Annotated in this window: 11 protein-coding genes; 7 read left to right on the top strand and 4 right to left on the bottom strand. The window is 53.7% G+C overall.

The window, feature by feature from the left end; genetic code table 11:
• The first annotated feature begins 80 nt into the window (after positions 1-80).
• From RBB44_RS00555 to RBB44_RS00535, 5 genes are all read left to right on the top strand, one after another.
• The gene (locus RBB44_RS00555; RefSeq protein WP_306147983.1) at positions 81-1,448 is read left to right on the top strand and encodes an O-antigen ligase; all 1,368 of its coding nucleotides are present in this window, start codon (positions 81-83) and stop codon (positions 1,446-1,448) included.
• Positions 1,449-1,630: 182 nt separating this feature from the next.
• Positions 1,631-2,932, top strand: a complete 1,302-nt coding sequence (locus tag RBB44_RS00550; RefSeq protein ID WP_306147982.1) for a polysaccharide biosynthesis/export family protein — start codon at positions 1,631-1,633, stop codon at positions 2,930-2,932.
• Between the two features lie 84 nt (positions 2,933-3,016).
• Positions 3,017-4,510, top strand: a complete 1,494-nt coding sequence (locus tag RBB44_RS00545) for a Wzz/FepE/Etk N-terminal domain-containing protein (protein WP_306148335.1) — start codon at positions 3,017-3,019, stop codon at positions 4,508-4,510.
• Positions 4,507-5,778, top strand: a complete 1,272-nt coding sequence (locus RBB44_RS00540; protein ID WP_306147981.1) for a glycosyltransferase family 4 protein — start codon at positions 4,507-4,509, stop codon at positions 5,776-5,778. The genes RBB44_RS00545 and RBB44_RS00540 overlap by 4 nt, the downstream gene beginning before the upstream one ends.
• A 98-nt stretch (positions 5,779-5,876) precedes the next feature.
• On the top strand, positions 5,877-6,806 hold the full coding sequence (locus RBB44_RS00535) for a glycosyltransferase family 8 protein (protein WP_306147980.1): 930 nt from the start codon (positions 5,877-5,879) through the stop codon (positions 6,804-6,806).
• An 88-nt stretch (positions 6,807-6,894) separates the two neighbouring features.
• Here the strand turns inward: RBB44_RS00535 and RBB44_RS00530 are convergent, their stop codons facing one another.
• The 3 genes from RBB44_RS00530 to RBB44_RS00520 form a co-directional block, all read right to left on the bottom strand.
• Positions 6,895-7,542 (bottom strand): class I SAM-dependent methyltransferase, encoded by a 648-nt coding sequence (locus RBB44_RS00530; protein ID WP_306147979.1) that lies wholly within the window; start codon positions 7,540-7,542, stop codon positions 6,895-6,897.
• 132 nt (positions 7,543-7,674) lie between these two features.
• Positions 7,675-8,625: a glycosyltransferase family 2 protein gene (locus RBB44_RS00525; RefSeq protein ID WP_306147978.1), complete on the bottom strand. Its 951-nt coding sequence runs from the start codon at positions 8,623-8,625 to the stop codon at positions 7,675-7,677.
• Positions 8,626-8,659: 34 nt separating this feature from the next.
• Entirely contained in the window at positions 8,660-10,015 is a 1,356-nt protein-coding gene (locus RBB44_RS00520; protein ID WP_306147977.1) for an oligosaccharide flippase family protein, read from the bottom strand.
• A 294-nt stretch (positions 10,016-10,309) separates the two neighbouring features.
• Between RBB44_RS00520 and RBB44_RS00515 the strand changes: the two genes are divergently transcribed.
• Positions 10,310-11,146 carry a WecB/TagA/CpsF family glycosyltransferase gene (locus tag RBB44_RS00515; protein WP_306147976.1) on the top strand — a complete coding sequence of 279 codons (837 nt, stop codon included), beginning with the start codon at positions 10,310-10,312 and terminating at the stop codon, positions 11,144-11,146.
• Between the two features lie 84 nt (positions 11,147-11,230).
• A complete protein-coding gene (locus RBB44_RS00510; RefSeq protein ID WP_306147975.1) occupies positions 11,231-12,523 on the top strand; it encodes a glycosyltransferase family 4 protein in 1,293 nt (430 codons plus the stop codon).
• Between the two features lie 43 nt (positions 12,524-12,566).
• On the opposite strand, the gene RBB44_RS00505 is transcribed toward RBB44_RS00510, so the two are convergent.
• A complete protein-coding gene (locus tag RBB44_RS00505; RefSeq protein WP_306147974.1) occupies positions 12,567-18,995 on the bottom strand; it encodes a type I polyketide synthase in 6,429 nt (2,142 codons plus the stop codon).
• Positions 18,996-19,138 lie beyond the last annotated feature (143 nt).

The raw sequence follows: 19,138 nt of genomic DNA, 5'->3' as shown, positions 1-19,138 counted from the left end.
AATCTCGTTATTCCAAAGCGGGGTTCAGATAGTATCAGCTGAAATGACAAAAAAAGCCTGAATTAGGTTCGGTGCGAATAGTGAAGATAGCGTTCGTTCTCATCGTTTTGTGTTGCACGCTGCCGCTAGCGCTTCTGGTGCGGCGGTATGAGATCCTCACGCGCATCTTCTGGATTTCCTTTGGCGCCGCAGCCTTTTTCATGACCACCATACCGCTACTTGATATCGGCGTTATTAACGCCCCCGATGGTTGGGTTGGTTTTGTTTACGGCATCGAGATTTCGATCGTCGATTACCTCGCGGTAGTGGCGTTTTTCATACTTCCACGCCACCGCACCTCTTGGCTGTTATTCTTGCCGTTCGTTGTTTTCACGGCCGTTGCAGCAACATCAGTCCCGAACGCTGCCAACCCGACAGTCGCCTCCTTCGGGGTCTGGCAATTTGCCAAAATGGCATTTGTTGCAGCAATCGTCGCCCGTGCCTGCGCGTTTGAAGAGGTGCCCTATCTTCTCCTGCGCGGTATGGCCCTTGGCATTATGGCCCAATTGGTCGCGTCCCTGTGGCAACGGTTTGGGTTAGGGTATACTCAGGCTCCTGGCTTGTTCTTGCACCAAAATACACTTGGGATGATCGCTCATTTCGTCCTTTACCCGTTTCTTTACATGCTCCTCACCCAAAGCCGGGGCACGATCTGGAACGGTCTGATTATTCTCACCGTCTTGTGCTGCATGCTGCTCACCGCTTCCCGCGGAGCAGTCGGTTTCACGGTCATCGGCATAGCCCTCACTTTTATGATCGTCGCTCTGACCGGTCTTACCAACCGTATCATGGCAGCCGCCGCCCTCGCGGGGATCGCAGCTCTTGCGCTTGCACCGGCAACCTATCTTGTTTTCGAAAAGAGATTTGAAAGCGCTGCTCTAAGCGAAGATGTTTATGACGAGCGCGCAGCGTTCAACAGGGCCGCAGACCTCATCAGGGACGATTTCCCTGCAGGCGTTGGCTTCAATCACTACACCTATACGCTCAAGCGGTATAACTACTCCCAGCTTGCTGGCGTTCATCAAAACGAAGGCAACATCAACAACATCGTCCATGACGCTTACAGGTTGATAGGTGTAGAAACCGGACGGGCGGGCCTGCTTTCATTCTACGCTTTGCTGGCAGTGCCATTGGTTACCGCATTTTTTGTTGGGTGGCGCCGCCGCTTGATGCCCGATGGCGGGTTACTTCTGGGGTTTGGCACGGCAATGCTCATCGCCTACCTCCATTCTCTGTTTGAATGGATTTTCCTCATCAAGCAGGTGCAGATCGTGTTTGCCATCGTGGTTGGAATGACATTTGGCATTGCTAGCCGTCGATATGCGGACGAGACGTCTATACAGACCAAGGTTGCAAGCGAAAATCCAGTCGCCACCTTCACGTTCAAAGCGGGGGCTTTGAGCAAATAGGCACGGCCACAATTGGCTCTGGGTTGGGCGAACGGGTGTATAGGTTTCCGTAACCATAGAAACCGATATACTGTCACAATTTTCAATGGTCAGATTTCATTTGGCCCGTTTTTACAAATTTGAACTAAATCTGACACTCAGAGTGCTACGATCAAACCAGACGACATGTGGTGGAGTAGGAATTGCGGCTTTATCCGAACACAACAGCACGGCGATTTCCACTGCGGATAATCGGTGTTCTATTGGTGCTGTTTCTGGCGCTACCGATGGTCGCTTTGAGCGGATCGATCCCGACTAAGGCGGACGAATACCGCCTCGGTATACAGGACCGGCTGCGCATCTATGTGGCGGAGTGGCCCGCCCTTACCAATGAATTTGAGGTCGGCGCATCCGGCAGTGTGGTGTTACCCATCGTGGGTGAGGTGGATGCAGCCGGGCTTGAACCGCGGGAGCTCGCCACAGAAATCGCTAAACGTCTCCAAGAGCAAGCCAAACTTCGCTCACTCCCAAATGTAGCTGTCGATATTTCCGCTTACCGGCCGTTTTACATTCTTGGAGCAGTCACATCGCCGGGCGAATACGCGTATCGGCCCGGGATGCTGGTGCTCAACGCTTTGAGCATTGCCGGGGGCGTTTATCGTCCGCCAAGTCAGTCAGAGTGGGGCCTTGAAAGCTCTGCCATCAATACATTGGGTGAATTGCGAACCCTCAGAAGCGAGGCGGCCGACCTAGAAGCGGAAAGGGTCCGTTACGAGGCTCAAGCAAAAGGGGAAACCGTGTTTCCGCCGCTCCCAGAAGATGCGCCGCCAAATCTTACGCGGGCGCTCGCCGAGCAAGCTCAGCTGTTTAGAGCCTCACTGCAGCGTTTTAATAATGAAAAGAAATCACTGACAACGGCAATTACCCTCTTTGAAGGCCAGATCACACTGCTAAATCAGCAGCTGGAAGATGCCAAACTCAAGCTGGATTCTTTTCAGACGGAGCTGGAAAAAATCCAAGATCTGATCAAACAGGGCTACGGCTCACCCCGCTTGCTGCCGCTCAATCGCGAAATAGCAGACGGACAGCTGGAGAAGAAGCGACTTGAAGTGGAACTCCTGCGCGCCGAACAAGAACTCGAAGCTGCACGTATCGAGCTGCGAGATCATGAGTCGAATTACCTCGACGAGGCCGAAACACAACTCGTCAGGATACGGTCCGAGTTGCGCGCCAATCAGGAGCGGGTCAAGACACGGGAAAGCCTGGTGAATTCCGCGAGTGGCTTCACAGACCGCCAGCGGCCAAATAGTGAGCTCAGTTTGCCACAAAGCCTCACTTTCACGATCATTCGGACGGTCGACGGTGAGGTTCAAACACTGAACGCTGAGGAAACGACAAGCGTCAACCCCGGCGACATTGTGAAGGTCGCACGCTTTGGAGACGACGACCTGTCCGGAGCCATACCTCAGAGAGTGTCATCTGGCAGCCTTCGGCTTGGAGAATAAGACAAAGTGGACGTTTCTTCTCTTCCAAAAACAGCCGTCAGATCGCTGCCAGTGTCAAACGGATCGACGTATGACTGGCAATGGATGGCGCGCGCTTTAATCGAGCGCCTATGGGTAGTCATTCTCATCCCGGCAATCTTCGGCGTACTGGCAGTCAGTTATGTGCTTGTCAGGCCTGCGACGTTTCAGGCAACCGCGACACTTGATGTCGTGAACTTACGCCTCTTGCCCGGCGGGGGTTCCGGGGTGTTTCTACCTGAAGCGCAAGCCTTGCCGACGTTTCTCGATACCCAGCAACAGATCATCGGGTCCACCTCAATCATTATAGCTGCAATCGAGACGCTGGAAGGCACAGCGGCAGATAATGAAGCCGATGACGTGAAGACCGTCTCGGATATTAAGGAATTGGAAGCCTTCCGTCAGAGGCTGATTGTTTCCCGCATCGGGCAGAGCAACCTCATTAACATCAGCTTTCGGTCCGACGATCCGCAAACATCAGCAAACACTGTAAATGCAGTCGTTGATGCGTATCTGGCAAAACTGGAGCAGGATCGGTTGGAAACCGCGGAAGCGGCAAGCGGCTGGCTTCAGGAGCAACTTCGCTCTGTCGGACCAAGAGCGACGGTGGTGTCGGCAGCCTACCCGCCAATTCACAAGAGCAACACCCGAGGTCTGTTTATCATTGCCGTCGCTGGGGTAATTGGTGGATTCATCGGGCTATTTGCAGCCCTGATCTTGTCTTTCTTCGACACGCGCATCCGAAACCCGGAGCAACTCGCGAATGTCATTGGTCAGCCGTGCCTTGGAGTAGGCAAAACCGGTTCACGCACGAAAAAGAAGGCTGGAACTGCGGGCAACAAAAAGGAACTCCGACCGGCTTCTGCCAAAGCAGAGGTTGATGACTCAGCCTTGTTTAATGTCGCTTCGCTGATACAAAGTTCAACCTCTGAAACTGGCAGCCGAATGCGCTACGTAGGGATGACTTCGCTGCAAAAAGAAAGCGGCAGCGCTTTGGTCTCCGAACAATTGGCTCGCCTCATTTCAACACCCGATCATAAAGTTCTTCTGGTCGACGCAAACGCATATAGCGGTGCCGCTTCGTCAGAAAACCAAGTCACCGATGGTCAGCGCGGTCTGATCGACATCATTATGGGCGACGGCGAGCTGTCCGAAAAAGCTGTGAAACGGGAACCGGACACCGGACTCTCGACCATTTCCATTGGCACAGTTAAAAACTCTCAACGAGCTGGGCAGTTGATCTGGTCAGACAAGTTGCGGGAGTTAAAGCCATCATTCCGGCAATATGATTTGGTGATTTTCAACCTGCCACCACTGTTTGCGTCAACGGACGTGGGCGCGGCGTCGAAGTACCTTGATTCAATCATTTTCGTCGCAGAATGGGCAAAGACATCACAAACGGATCTGGCGACCGCGCTTGCACTAAACCCTTCAATTCATAAGAAAATCATTGGCTCTGTGTTGATAAATGCCAAAGAGAACCCATTGATCTTTTTGTTTTCTCCGGTCGCAAACTTCTTACGGAAACAAAGGAATTTTCTATCCGGTACCGCCAAGTGACAGCGCAATCGACGCATTCCCCCAAGCCGGACAACGGTGCCATCGGTTACATCCTAAACACATATCCAGTTCCGAGTGCGACATTCATCCGGCGGGAGATTCACGCACTTGAAAATCTCGGGTTCAAGGTTACGCCGTTTGCCTGCCGGCGTTTTGCCGGTGATCTTGTAGATCCAAAGGATCGGAGCGAGGCTGCGCGAACTGAATATTTGCTTGATGGAAAACTTGCCGACCTGCTTCTGGCGTCCATCCGAGAGATCTTTACAAACATTACCGGCGTTTGGCGCACCCTGCCGATTTGGAAACAGCTGCACTCGAACGCCGACGGCGGTTTCGTCCGGCACGTAGCTTACTTGATGCAAGCCGCGAGCCTCCACCAAAAGGCGAGCCGGTCCGGAATCCGGCATCTTCATGCACATTTCGGAACCAACGCCACTGCCATTGCGATGCTGGCGCATTCCCTGGGAGGACCAAACTACAGCTTCACAGCACATGGCCCGAATGAGTTTGAAAATCCGGAGGCTCAGAGTTTTGCGCTGAAGATCCAGAATGCGGCCTTCGTATTGGCTATTTCGGATTATTGCAAAAACTTGCTCTCCAGCTTCACCCAAAGGCCTGAAGACAATGAGAAAATTCATATTGCGCGCTGTGGGATAAAACTGGATGACTATCGTCCGCAGCCCCCCGTCAGCGCCACAAACAACACCTTTGTCTGTGTTGGACGGCTGTGTCCGGAGAAGGGTCAAGTCCATATTCCGTCTGCCGTTTCAGCTTTGAAAGCGGATTATCCCGATATCAAAGTCATCCTGGTTGGCGACGGAGAGAGCCGCGCTGATGTGGAAGCTGCGATCAAAGAACATGCGGTCGAGGACCATGTCATCTTGCACGGGTGGGGCTCAAACTCGGAAGTCCAGGACTTCATAAAGTCGTCACGCGCCCTTGTTCTTCCCAGCTATGCGGAAGGCCTTCCAATCGTCTTGATGGAAGCTTTGGCCCTGACCCGGCCCGTTATTACGACGACCATTGCCGGCATACCGGAACTGGTAAATGCCTCATGCGGGTGGCTGATCGAACCAGGCGACGAAAACGCGTTGGCGGAAGCCTTTCGCTCGGCCCTGTCAGCCGATCCCAAAACACTCCAGGAGATGGGTGAAACAGGGCGCCAGCGCGTCACCGCCATGCATGATATCAGTGATTTGGCACAGGCCCTGTGCGAGCACCTCAAATCACATGAACATGACAACGTCCGTAGGACACCGCACATCTAAAGACTCAAGCGCATACGTCTTGCATTCCATTTTTCACAGTTTGCAAGACATCCGATGTCAACACAGAGATACTGGCCGCTGTTTTCATGGAGAAGAACTTGTACGCAAACATTGCAGCATGCGCCGATACAAAGGTCCTTCCAGGTTTGGCCGTCACTATTCGCTCGTCATTGGAGCACTCAAGTATACCTTGCCGCATCCACGTTTTAGCTGATCGGCTCTCAGAACAAGATAAACAAAAGTTGTCTAATTCCTGGAAACCCCATCCGATGTGCCAGGATGTAGTATTTTATGACATTGACTATCAGAATATCTCTAAATTCCGCTCAACTATGTATCTAAAGTCAAAATCTGCCTATTCGCGATATTTTATTTCTGACTTTTTGGGAGAAGAATCAAAATGCATTTATCTTGATTGTGATCTGTTGGTGCTCCGCGATTTGGCTGAATTGAACGCAGCCAACATGCACGGGAAGACGATAGGTTCTGTTCGTGATATTTCCGTACGGACCGCTGATCCTCACCTCTTCATTGGTGAACGGCTTCAGCTCACTAATCCATACGACTACTTTAACAGCGGTGTTTTGATTATCGATCTTGATCGCTGGCGGAAACTTGATGCCAGAAACCGTTTGGTCGATCTGACGCTCGAACGTGCTGACACTTTTCATTCGCAAGATCAGGACGCATTAAACGTATTTTTCGACGGCGACACCGAATTTCTGGATCCTGTCTGGAACACGTCACAATACGAACGGCCGGATACCGTGGAGAACCGCATCATACACTTGATAGGAACGGTGAAGCCTTGGCACGCGAGATACAAAGAAAAATTGAGCGACCCTTATCATCGAACCGAGATCTGGGACCGCTTTTATGATGTGTTGGATCGCACAGCCTACGCTGGCAATCGGCCCTGGGATCCAGCCGGATTGGGTGTTGTAAAGGAAACCATTGAAAGCAAAATCCCGAAAATGGATATGGTTACTGGCAAGATCAGACGGACACTCCAGAAGTTTCTGAACTGATCAGATTAAAGGGTTAAGCGCCTCGGCAATTGTCAAAGACGTCTCTGCACGACCAGCATCAATGAACTATTTCGTTTGTTATGGACCGTCATGGCGCTGAACTGCGAAACGCACTGTAGCTTTTGGTGAACCCAAATTTCCGCTCAGTCCATATCGCAGCATCTGGGAAGAGTGCGAGCATCTCCCCTCGCAAAACAACCGTGGTGCCCAACATCATATTCGTCCAAGCCGGCAAGCTTTTGCGCCAACGCTTCATGAAAAAACGGCGTACGGATTCAGGGTAAAACCACCAAAAAAACATGTGACAATGCGCTTCCATAGGAAACCAGATTGAAGGTGTCTGCACCCAGTACCTAGGCGCCAGACGGCGGACTTCTCTGGCCATCTCAGACCGTTTTGTCTTGTCTCCGACATGTTCAATAACGCTATTGGAAAAAACGATATCGAAGCTGTTGTCTGCAGCAAATTCGACGTTGCATGCATCCCCTTCAACCAAAGTGATGCGATGATGGGACTGTGGCACTGTTCGCGGATTGTATCCTGGGAGATTTAAGATCGTTATATCCAACGGAATCGGGCAATTCTCCCAAAACTCAGGCACACCGCCTAAATCCAGTACGCGTTCTCCATTTCGTATTCCCAAGTGACCGATAAAAGCCTGCATCCGGTAATTGCGCGTCTGTTTTGTGAACTTTTTTTTCAATGGCTCGGTAATGCGCGACGTCACAAAATGCATATCCCAATACCTCTAAAGACCAACATTTGCATGAAAACCAAAAGACAAATTTCGCCGTTAGATTAACCCCAGCCAGGCTCTTTCAATTTTTGTCGCTGAAAATGGCAAACAACTACGATCTGCACACAAGCACTACTTATATTCAATTATTTTGCTATTTCGCATCAGAAATCTGTTCCAATAATGTTTTAGGACACCTTGAAACTCGGCAAACTTTCCGATCAGTTCATAAAACCCAATAGCCGCAGGACGGCCCGCCCGAAATGACCGGAGCATCAGCCGAACAAGCTGCAGCGGATAGAGCAAGAACAACAGTAAGAACGCCGGATGGATCATCCCGGCAACAACAGTAACACTTGGCAACGCGCCCCCCCAAAGAACCGCCCGGAAAACGTTGCGTTGCCAGATCCTCTTCGGTGAGTTCCGGTGCCGCCAAGAAACCTCAGCGAATGCGTGCCCTGCTCGAACCGAGCGTTTCCACCATTGGGAAAAACGCTGCAAGTCGGCATCGTGGAGGGTCATTTCGGCATCAAGCCGCCAGATCCTCCAGTCCTTCTCCCGCAACCGCAGGCACATCTCTGGTTCTTCACCGGCGATCAAGTCATCACGGTATCCGCCAGCTTCGTCGAAAGCTGCCCTGCGGATCAGGCAGTCTCCACCGCACTCCTGCCGCTCGCCAATCGGAGTATTCCATTCTAAGTCGCACATAGCGTTGTAGATGGTGGCGTCGGGAAATTGTTCCCGCCGACGACCAAAAGCAACTGCGACTTCGGGGTGATTTTTCAGAAAATCCAAGCTGGCATCTAACCAACCGGCATTCAATTGGCAGTCACCATCCATGAACTGGATGAAAACGGTATCCGGGAACTGTTGAACAAGCCTACGATAGCCTGCATTCCTAGCACGGGCTGCCGTGAACGGGCGGTCTGCTGGCAGAGTTTCAACTTGAAAACCTGCTTCCTTAGCCCAGCTGACGCTATTGTCTGTCGATCCGGAATCGACATACACGACCCGATCAGACACCCCCTGAAGGGATTTTATGCAGTTCCGGAACCGCTCCCCTTCGTTGCGGCCAATGATCACGATCCCAATTGTCATCTGCGCTGGCCTATCTCCATTACACTCCGCCAGCGGAAAGGAGCGGTAAAACGGCGTCGAGCGAGGAGCCGTAACCCGCCGCACTCCTGCCCCACATCAATCCTGCCGTCGCTACGACAACAATCGCAGTCATCGCCAGATCATGCAAAAGAAAGGATGTCTTTTCCCGAAGAGACCCAATTGCAAGCGGAAAATACCGAACGACCTCACCAACCGCCAAGCCGATCAATGCCCCAGGAAGTCCCATCCATTGATAGCCAATGGGAAGCAAAAGAAGAATTCCAGCCAGCTTCAAAGCGTTTGCCACGACACCGTAGACCGGCTTACTGAGGCCCAAGAGCGTGTATTCTGAAAAAGCGGATAGAATTGCGCCCCAGGTTCCGATGAGAAGCATGGCCAGGATCCAGCCTGCATCGGAATAGCGCGGATCGTATATGATCCACACCGCCGCATCGGAAAAGGCGATGCCACAAGCAACCCCGAGGGCCGCGAGCGTCAATAGTTTTGTTCTGAGTGCCAAAAGGCCTGATCTTATCTCAGTATGGGTAGCTGCATGCTGCGAGGAGACCATGGGGAAGATAAGCGAATACCCCAGCCTTCCGGCCAAAAATGCCGGTAGGTCTGCTATTGTTCGGGCGATGGCATAGATGCCGACAGTCGCCAAAGGAATGGTCTTTGCCAAATACAGTTTGTCGAAGTTCATGCAAAGAAATGACAACAAGGACGATAAAAACATCCATTTTCCGAAGGAAAAAATCTCGCGCACATACACCCGGTTCCACTCAAACCAGTTTCGCGCTCTCGGTAAGAGATAGCTGAGCCCGACCCGAAACACAGCCGCGAAAAGGCCCGAAATCAGGATCGACCAGATTGTCGGGCTCATATAGGCGAAAAAGATGATCAAAACCGCCGTCACAAAATCGCATGACAGCTCGAACATATTCGCACGTCCAAACTGCAAATTCCGCTGCAGATAAAAGATAGACGTCGAAGACAGACCAAGAAAAATGATCGTTATCGCGCTCAGCTGAATAGCAGTTGCCGGTATCTCATATAGATTTGCCAACGGGTAGGCCGCGATCGACAATATCGAACACAGAATGAGAGACCTGACAAATTGCAATGTCCAGGCAGAGTTTTGGAAAGACTGATCATCGGCGTTTCGGCTGCGGACGACATTCTGTGCAATACCCACGTCGGTCAGCAGTTCGATGCCTGATCTGAACGTTGAAAGCACCATTGCGATGCCGAAGATTTCCGGCGTGATAAGGCGCGACAACACCACATTGGAGACGAAACGTATTCCTGTCGTTCCACCAAAGGAAGCGATTGTCCAAATCGCACCGGTCATCGCTTTTTTTTGCGTAATCGCCACTTGGGCTAGGCCCCTCGAAAAACGGTTGAGATCGCCTCATAGATCGAACGAGTAGCTCCGTCACACATACGCATGCATTTTCCAACTTGTTACTTCATGGAACTGTGCTTTTCGGTCTAGAACCGAGGTAGCAAGTTGTTAAGAATTCATTCGCGATCTGATTGAAGATGGCTCAAAGACTGTATATCTTTCAGCAGGTTAAAAAATTGATCTTTTTTGATCAAAAAGCAGACCCGCCTGCAGTTTGTTAATCTCGATCACATATACGCAACATATTGAGATTTCTGAGATTTCATGATCGCAGGATTCAACCGACATCCGACGAGCCATATGCCGAACCGTTCTGAGCAAAAACCTGAGGATTCGCTGACCGCAGCGCCTGCCTCGCCGTTCTCCAAACTACAGTTCATCGGATTGGAATTCGATATTGGCAAGCAGGCCGACTGGTTGTCGCTCATCTTGAATTCGAAGCCTCAGACGTTCGAATATTTCGTCACTCCAAACGTCTATCATGTCATCCTTCTGGAACGCGATGACGAGGTGGCATCGGCTTATAAAGACGCATTCTGGAAGGTCTGCGACAGCAAGATCTTGAGCCGCCTGGCGAATTCCCAGAAAATGAATCTCAGGGTTTATCCTGGTGCCGATATTGTGCAGGACCTTCTGGCGGACCCCAAAGCTCAAGACTTGCGTTTTGCCGTTGTCGGCCCCGATCTCTCCCAGATAGAGATACTGCGAAACAGGTATCCGGGGGTGGATTTGCAGCACATCCCGTCTGGCTTCATGGACCGAGGCGCACAAGATTGGGAGAAAGCTCTGACAGCTACTGAGGCCTGCGATGCGGACATTTTCCTGATTTGCCTGTCTTTTCCGAAGCAAGAGTTTTTTGCCCAGGATCTGAAACGCCGGGGCAGTACTGCAGGTATCGGCCTGTGTGTCGGTGCGAGTATTGATTTTTTGACTGACCGGCAAAAGCGAGCACCGGAATGGGTTCGCGCCTGCGGAATGGAGTGGGCTTTCCGTTTGTTGGCAAACCCGAAACGGATGTGGCGGCGTTATCTTTGGGATGGCCCTAAAATCATCTGGATGTTTTTGAAATGGCGGCACAAATCCGCCAGTACTATGAAGTAATTGGTCTTGGTTCGAAACCGATCAGAATCCGCGTGTTAGCAGGATTACAGCTAAAAGACTAAGTGTCCGTCCCAGGAGTTATAATTGAAGAAACCCCGTGTTCTGATCCTTGCTGATGATTGTAATCCGGATTGGCCATCGCTTCCGGTTGTTGGATACAAGTATGCACTTTCCCTGGCAAAATTCTGTGATGTGACCATCGCCACCCACGTCCGAAACAGGGAAAACATCGAAAAGGATCCGCGCTCAAAAGGCGCCGACTTCCGCTATGTCGATAATGAATACGTGGCAAAACCAATCCATCGCTTCTCAACCTGGGTCAGAGGCGGCGGGAAGGTGGCCTGGTCGCTAGGAACGATTTTTCACTATCCGACATACCTTGCTTTTGAGTGGGAAGTTTGGAAAACCTTCAAGGACGAGCTGCAATCCGGCGAATTTGATTTGGTGCACCGGATCACACCCATGTCGCCCACAATGCCCAGCTATATCGCGGGCAAATCGCCAGTTCCGTTTCTCATTGGTCCCTTGAATGGCAATTTGGACTGGCCAAAAGAGTTTCGCTCCGAGCAAACACGGGAAAAAGAACGGGCGCGGGTACTCCGGGACTTTTACAAATACCTGCCCTATTCTTCTGCAACGTACAAAAATGCCGCACTGATCCTGGCTGCTTTTGATCATACCGCAAGGGATTTGCCAGAAGGAGCGGCCTCGAAGGTTGTGAGCTTTCCTGAAGTCGGCTTCGACCCTGAATGGTTTGACGCAACGGACCGGACGCCTGCATTTTCCGGAGAAGGACCGTACAACTTCGCATTCATCGGGCGGCTGGTACCCTACAAAGTTCCGGAGGTGGCCGTTCGGGCCTTTTGTGAAAGCGCCATTCTGGCAGAGCACAAACTGCATATCGTCGGTGACGGTCCTGAAAGGGAACGGCTAGAAGCGATCGTCGAGCAAACAGGGCGGAGCGATAGCGTCATCTTTCACGGCTGGATAGAGCAGAAGGACGTTGGTCGGTTCTTCCGATCCGTAGACGGGTTCGTTTTTCCTTCAATCCGCGAACTTGGCGCGGGCGTGGTGGTCGAAGCGATGGCGTCAGGCTGTGTGAATTTCGTCACCAACTATGGCGCGCCGGGTGATCTCGTATCTGAGGATCGCGGCTTTCGAATCGAACTAAACACACTCGATGAGATGGTCGCCGGCTATCAGCACGCGATGGAAGAGGCTGTGACCAAACCAGCCGACCAGCTTTCAAAGGCCAATTCAGCCGTAGAGTACGCTACAGACTGCTTTACCTGGGATCGTAAGGCAGCGCTGACTGTCCCTTATTACGAAGACCTGATCGCCGGCCGGCCAATTACAGACCGCCGGGATTACTCCTGATATGCAACAGAACCGTTTTTCAATCGCACCACCTGATCCAGCATCACTCAGCCGCAATCCCGGCCTTGTCAGAGCCAATTGTCGCCGCCGTCCTTGCTTCCAAGGATTGTCTCATTCTACTGGCAAGCACCTGAATATTCGGATTGAGAACCATGGAATCGTGATCCCCGGGCACCTCAACAATCGACAGTTCTGAAAGAAACGGCGACCAGCCGTTGTCTTCGCGAAGAATGTTCAGACCATCTTGAAGGCGGCGGCCGCCGGAAATCTTATAGAGCACCTCAGCTTTTGGCCGGTACAAGACAACCGGCCCGTTATATGGCCGAACTTCATATTTATCATGCGCCCGCATGAAGGCAGCGCGGATCCGCTCATTGTTAAAACTTTCGGCCGTTGCTTGATCTCCTGCCATATTCTGCTGAGCCTCTGTTCGAGCACGCCACGCCCGCCGATTGCGGAGCCAAACGCTGAAGAACTTGGTTTTGTTCTTTTGAAGATCCTGCAACTTGATCATCACGCGATCGACGAGCGACAGATGAACCTTCTCAGGGACAGGCGTGTCCAGCAGAATGACTTCGGCAACCTCTTCCCCTTGTGCAGTCAGCTGCTGGGCCATTTCATAGGCAACGATCCCACCGCCCGAGAAGCCGCCGAGGATGTACGGGCCGTGTGGTTGGACCTGGCGGATTTCGGCGAGATAATCCTGCGCCATCTCTTCGAAGGTTTCGTGGGGCTCTTGATTTCCGAAAAGGCCGCGGGCTTGTAACCCGTACACCGGCCGGTCGCGCCCCACGAGCAGGGCCAGCTGGCGCAAGTTCAGGATGTTGCCGAACATGCCAGCACAGATGAACAAGGGCGTGGCTTCCGTTCCCGGACCTTTGCTCATTGAGACCAGATGCACCGCTTCATCGGGTTTCGCAGTTTGTTCGGATTGTACCTCCGCAGAGGCATCCCCGTCACTGGCAACACCATGCGAGGCTAGCAATTCTGCGCATTCGGCAATTGTCGGAGCGTCGAACAGGACGGACATGGGCAGATCGAAACCGTAAGTCTGGCGGATCATCCGGAACAGGCGGACCGCGATGAGTGAATGCCCACCAATATCAAAGAAATCATCGTGAACACCGATCTTCTCAATTCCGAGCAGCTCGGACCAAAATTCGGCCAACTTGATCTCAAGCGGGTTTCGAGGTGCCTCGTAGGCACTGTCAAGGTCCGGACGCTCAAAGAGTTGCCCGTCCTGGGCATCTCGCGATTGCGCTTCAGCCTCGGCATTTTTTATGAGCAGATCCAAAGGCATGGTCGAGATGATCGGCTGTGTTTCGCCGGTCGCCAAAGCCCTTTGCAGGGTCTCAAATCCTTGCTCGGGTGGAATGCCCTGCTTGACTTGCGCCGCCAGTTTGTAGAGCGCGGCAGCATCCTGGCTTGCCCCGGTTTTCAAATCCTTTGCAAACCCGGTGTCATTTGACAGGCGTTTAACTGTCAAACGATCAGCTTCAAGTACAACCGTTCCATCCGGCCGCATGACGGTAATGTCAAAACTGCCGAAACCGTCGCCGTAGGCATTCTCATCAACAAATCGGACATGGGCGATCACATCGGATGGCAACGGTTCATAAAGGCGTATCGCGGAGTAGGAAACGGGCGCCCAAAGTACGCCTGAACTCTTGAAGCCTTCGATAAGTTCCATGGCACAGCCGGTCGCAATATCGAGAAGACCGGGGTGGGCAAGAGTTGTTTCCGTGTAATCTGTCTCGAAGCCAGCCGGGGACGTCAGGCGTGCCAGCGCTTCACCGTGCCCAAGCGACAGACTGCGCAACACATCCCATCGCGGTCCGAACTTGATATGATGCGCCTGAGCCGAGGGTATCGTTGCATTGTCCGGTGCTGTGCGCACATCGGTCCAGCGCAGCTGAGCTTGAAGGTCTTCAAGTTGCACAGGCAGTGGGACGGATTTTAGCGGACAAACCAGAGCTTCGGCGTAAACCTCGATCTCGGCGGACGGATCATCTGTTTCAGTCGCCGCGACAATGGCTTTCAAGATGCCATTTCCCTGGGCTTCGAACCGGACGCGTACGTACCGGGGTTGGCCGTCGTCCACACTGAGCGGTTTGAAGAACACAAGATCGCGGATATCCGGACGCTGATCCAAATCCAGTTCCGAATAGGCTTGCGCGATCAGCTCGATGTACCCGGTGCCCGGCAGGATCGCATCGCCTGAAACGAGCCTGTGCTCATTCCACATCCAGTGCTTTTGCGTGCTGGCCGTGAATTCCAGCCAGCGCGTGCTGGAAGCATCAGTTATCCAGCGCTCGAACAAGGGGCCCTTGGCCGCCCCAAACGTTGTTGCCGTCTTTGAAACAGCCGCCTCACCCGAAACCGCGCGCGCGGCCAGACCAATCTCGCTCCAGATACCCCAGTGAACCGCGACCGTACTGCGGCCCCTGTCCTCGCTCTTGCTCTCGGCATAGGCGTTCAGAAACGCATTGGCAGCGACGTAATCAATCTGGCCAATGGGAGCAGTGTCTGTGCTGGTTGACGAGAACAGCACCATCAGATCCAACGGCTCGTTGGCAAACGCCATGTCCAGAACGCGCGTGCCCTGGACCTTGGGCGCCAGAACGTGCTGCGTATTTTCAAGGGTCTTCAGTTGGACGAGATCATCATCGACAATGCCGGCTGTATGAAGCACGCCGTTGATTGCCCCAAACCGGGCCTTTGCTGCGGCAATAGCTGCGCCAATCTCTTCCGGGTTGGTAACATCAGCTGGAACATAAAGCACCTTCGCACCCAGCGCCTCCAGCTCTGCAAGGCGGGACAGTGCCTGGACACCCGGATCCTCACCAGAATGCGTCCGCAGATAGGTTTCCCGATCCTGCTTCTCCGGCAGGCTACGGCGTCCGACCAAAACGATGTTGGCATCATGGTCTTCAACAAGGGCCTTTGCGAAAATCATCGCCAGATCGCCAAGACCACCGGTAATGAGATAAGTGCCGCCCTTTCGGAACCGCCCTTCGAATTGCCCGTCTTCCAAGGGCAAACGCTCATGGATACGCTGCCACCTGCGGCTTCCCCTATGGGCCACAATCTCACTGGACGCTTTTGCGAAAAGCTCGTCCCACAGATCGTCGAGCGCTCCCTCGTGCTGCTGGTTGTTCGCAGCCGCTGAGATTTCCAAGTCAATCAGGCGAACCGAGAGGCCGGAAAGCTCTTTTGGCAAGACCTGAACCGGACCGAGCAGCGTCGCCTTTGCCGGATATACGACAGGCTCGTCCCCAACGCGCATCATCCCGTTTGTCAAAACGGTGAGGTGCGCTTCTTCGAGGGCAGATTGCTCATCAAGCGCCTGGGCGAGGTAAAGCAGACTGTAAAAGCCGTCTTCCTGCATTCGTTCAAAGAAGTTGGAACCGGGCCGGTGGCTTTCGTCCTGGGTCAACAGCCAGCCGTGAACGATGTTGCCGGGAAAGGGGCCATCCTCGAGGATCCCGGCCACCAGGGCATCGTAGCCCGGTCTGCCTTCCTCGCTGCACAGGATGTAGGTGTGCGGGTTGACCTTGGCGAACACATCGCCGCGCTGAACGGTGGTCACCTGATGCCCTGCGCTCTTCAACCTGCCGGCAAGCTGTTTTCCGGTGCCGGTATCATCGAGAAAAACCAGCCAGGACCGAGGTTCCTTGTCCGCGCCCGTGACAAGTTCTGGAACCGACCGTTTCCAGGCCGGACGGTACCCCCAGTCCCGCAAGTCCTTTTGGCGCAGAAGAGGAATATCTGTCCCGGCCTGACCGCCCTGCGCAACACTGCGCTCAACAAAATAATGTTGCCGCTGAAACGCATAAGGTGGCAGCGAAACGCGTTTCGGGCCGTAGTCCCGCCAGCAACGCGCAACATCCGCCTTCAAACCTGTGGCCCAGCACCGTCCGGCGGCAGTCAGGAAAGACAAACGGTCATCTGCATCATCGTCGGCATGCGGCAGCGTATTGAAGACCTGATTGGCGGCCACATCCGCTTGCAGCTTGGCCAGCGAGGACAGGGTCTTTCCCGGACCAACCTCGATGTAAACCCGGTTCGGATCTGCACTCAGGCGGGTCATGCCGGCCCCGAACTGAACAGTCGAGCGCAGATGCCGGACCCAATATGATGGATCACGGGCCTCCGCATCGGTGAGCCAGTCTCCGGTAAGATTGGACATGATCGGGATCTGCGGCCGATTGAGTGCAATATTGCGCAAGTACTGTTCGAATTCGGGCAGGATCCCCTCAAGCATCCGCGAATGAGCCGCTATATCGATGGCGATCCGGGTTGCATCGATGTCTTTTTCCAGAAGCGCCTTCCGGAAGTCTTCCAGGTCCTCGTCCCGCCCGGAAACAACGCAAAGCACCGGCGCGTTTACGGAAGCCATATCAAGAGATTCCGGCATCAGCGCCCGGACCTCTGTCTCACTCAATGGAATACTGAGCATTCCGCCCGGGTCGACCGTATCAAAGAGCTTGCCCCGGAGATGAACGAGGCCAACAGCGTCGCGATAGCTGAGAACCCCAGAGATGCAGGCAGCTGTATTCTCGCCCATGGAATGGCCGATCAATGCGGTCGGCTGAACGCCCCAGCTCATCCACAAGCGGGCCAGCGAGACTTCCAGGATTAAGATGGCCGGCAATTGCAGGGACGGCGTCAGGAACCCCTCGGCCGCCTGCCCAAGATCGGAGCCCTCCGGCGGGAACCAAAGCTCCCGGATTCGGGCGGCCGTTTCGGAGGGAAGGAAAGCCAAACCTTCATCGACAGACTGACGGAATGAACTGTCTTCCTGATAGAGCCGCCGGGCCATGCCGGGATGTTGCGCCCCGCCCCCCGGAAAGAGGAAGGTTGCGATGCCGGGATGGTCCCCTGCCTGATGATGGGCGAGCCTCTTGGGCTGTTCACCGCGCAAGACGGAAATCGCATCGGCACGCCCCCGCACCGCTGCGATCTGACGGTATTCGAACGGCTTCCGGCCATGAAAGAGCGTTTCGGCCATGCTGGCCAAAGGCAATGACGGATCATTTTCCAGGGCATCCGCAAGCCGGGCGGCCGTGTCTGCTAGCCCCTTTTTTGCCTTGGCCGATAAGAGAATGAGTTGAGGCTCATTGTCAAACTGCCCACTGTCGTCGGCGATCATCGGCGCCTTTTCCAGGATGACGTGGGCGTTTGTTCCGCCAACGCCAAGTGAATTGACAGCGGCCCGCTGAGGACCGGCGCTCACCGGCCAGTGGGTCAGCCTATCATTGACGACAAACGGGCTGTTCGCAAAATCAATCGATGGATTGGGTTTCTCGTATCCAAGGCTTGGCGGTATTTCACCATTCTTCAGCGCCAAAGAAGTCTTGATCAGGCTGACAACACCGGCAGCCGTATCCAAATGGCCAATGTTGGATTTCACGGATCCGACACGGCAATAACCGGTGCGGTTTGTGCTTTGACGAAACGCTTGGGTCAAGGCTTCGATTTCAATCGGATCGCCGAGATATGTGCCTGTTCCGTGGCATTCAACATATTGAATGGTGTCGGCTTCGATCCCGCCAAGCGCCTGCGCCTCGATGATCGCTTCCGCCTGTCCGGTCACGCTCGGTGCAAGGTAGCCTGCCTTGCTGTGACCATCGTTGTTGATGGCAGATGCCTTGATCACAGCATGGATGTTGTCGCCATCGGCAATCGCATCGTCGAGACGCCGCAGGACGACAACCCCAACGCCACTGCCAAAGATCGTGCCTGCAGCCCTATGATCGAACGGCCGGCAATGTCCGTCCGGTGACAGGATTTCGCCATCCTGGAAAACGTATCCGCGGCGATGCGGCAGATCGATGGTCACACCGCCCGCCAGAGCCATATCGGTTTCGCCGTTCAACAGGCTTTGACAAGCATAGTGGACCGCAACAAGCGAGGTTGAGCAGGCCGTCTGGACGTTGACACTCGGGCCTTTGAGATCGAAAGCGTAAGAGGCGCGGGTCGCCAGAAAGTCCTTGTCGTTACCGGTATGGCGAAGCAGGAACATACCCACCTGATCCATCAGCTGCCGGTCACTGCAGACGTTGAAATAGAAATAGCTGCCCATGCCACAACCGGCATAAACACCAACAGGACCTTCGATGGTTTCCGGCGGACGCCCGGCATCTTCGATTGCTTCCCAGGCACACTCGAGAAAGTGCCGGTGCTGCGGATCCATGATCGCGGCTTCCTTAGGACTCAACCCGAAAAACTCCGGATCGAACAGCTCCATATCTGGAATATCCGCCGTCCGGGGAATGTAATTCGGCTGTGCGGCCTTCACCGGATCTTCGCCAGATGCTTCGAGTTCGGCGTCGCTCAGCGTGCGCACCGATTCAACACCGTTTCTGAGATTTTCCCAGAATTCGCCGGTGTTCCGTGCGCCTGGAACACGAAGAGCCATCCCGACGATTGCAACATCGTTCAGGCCGGCATCGGTTGATCCTATTGTCATTTCAAGTTTCCGGAAACGGGACTTCGCCTCAAATTATTAAGCGGACCATACCTGTAAATATTTAGCATAGTGTTAGGCCAACTGAGAGAGGCATACGAAAAGCTGGTTTCACGTGACCCGAGCTTGATTACCAAAATAAGCGT

Source organism: Roseibium sp. MMSF_3247 (genome assembly GCF_030733765.1).
Lineage (GTDB): Bacteria > Pseudomonadota > Alphaproteobacteria > Rhizobiales > Stappiaceae > Roseibium.
Note: the sequence above shows the minus strand (reverse complement) of the source record. Positions and strands in the feature narration are given on the sequence as shown.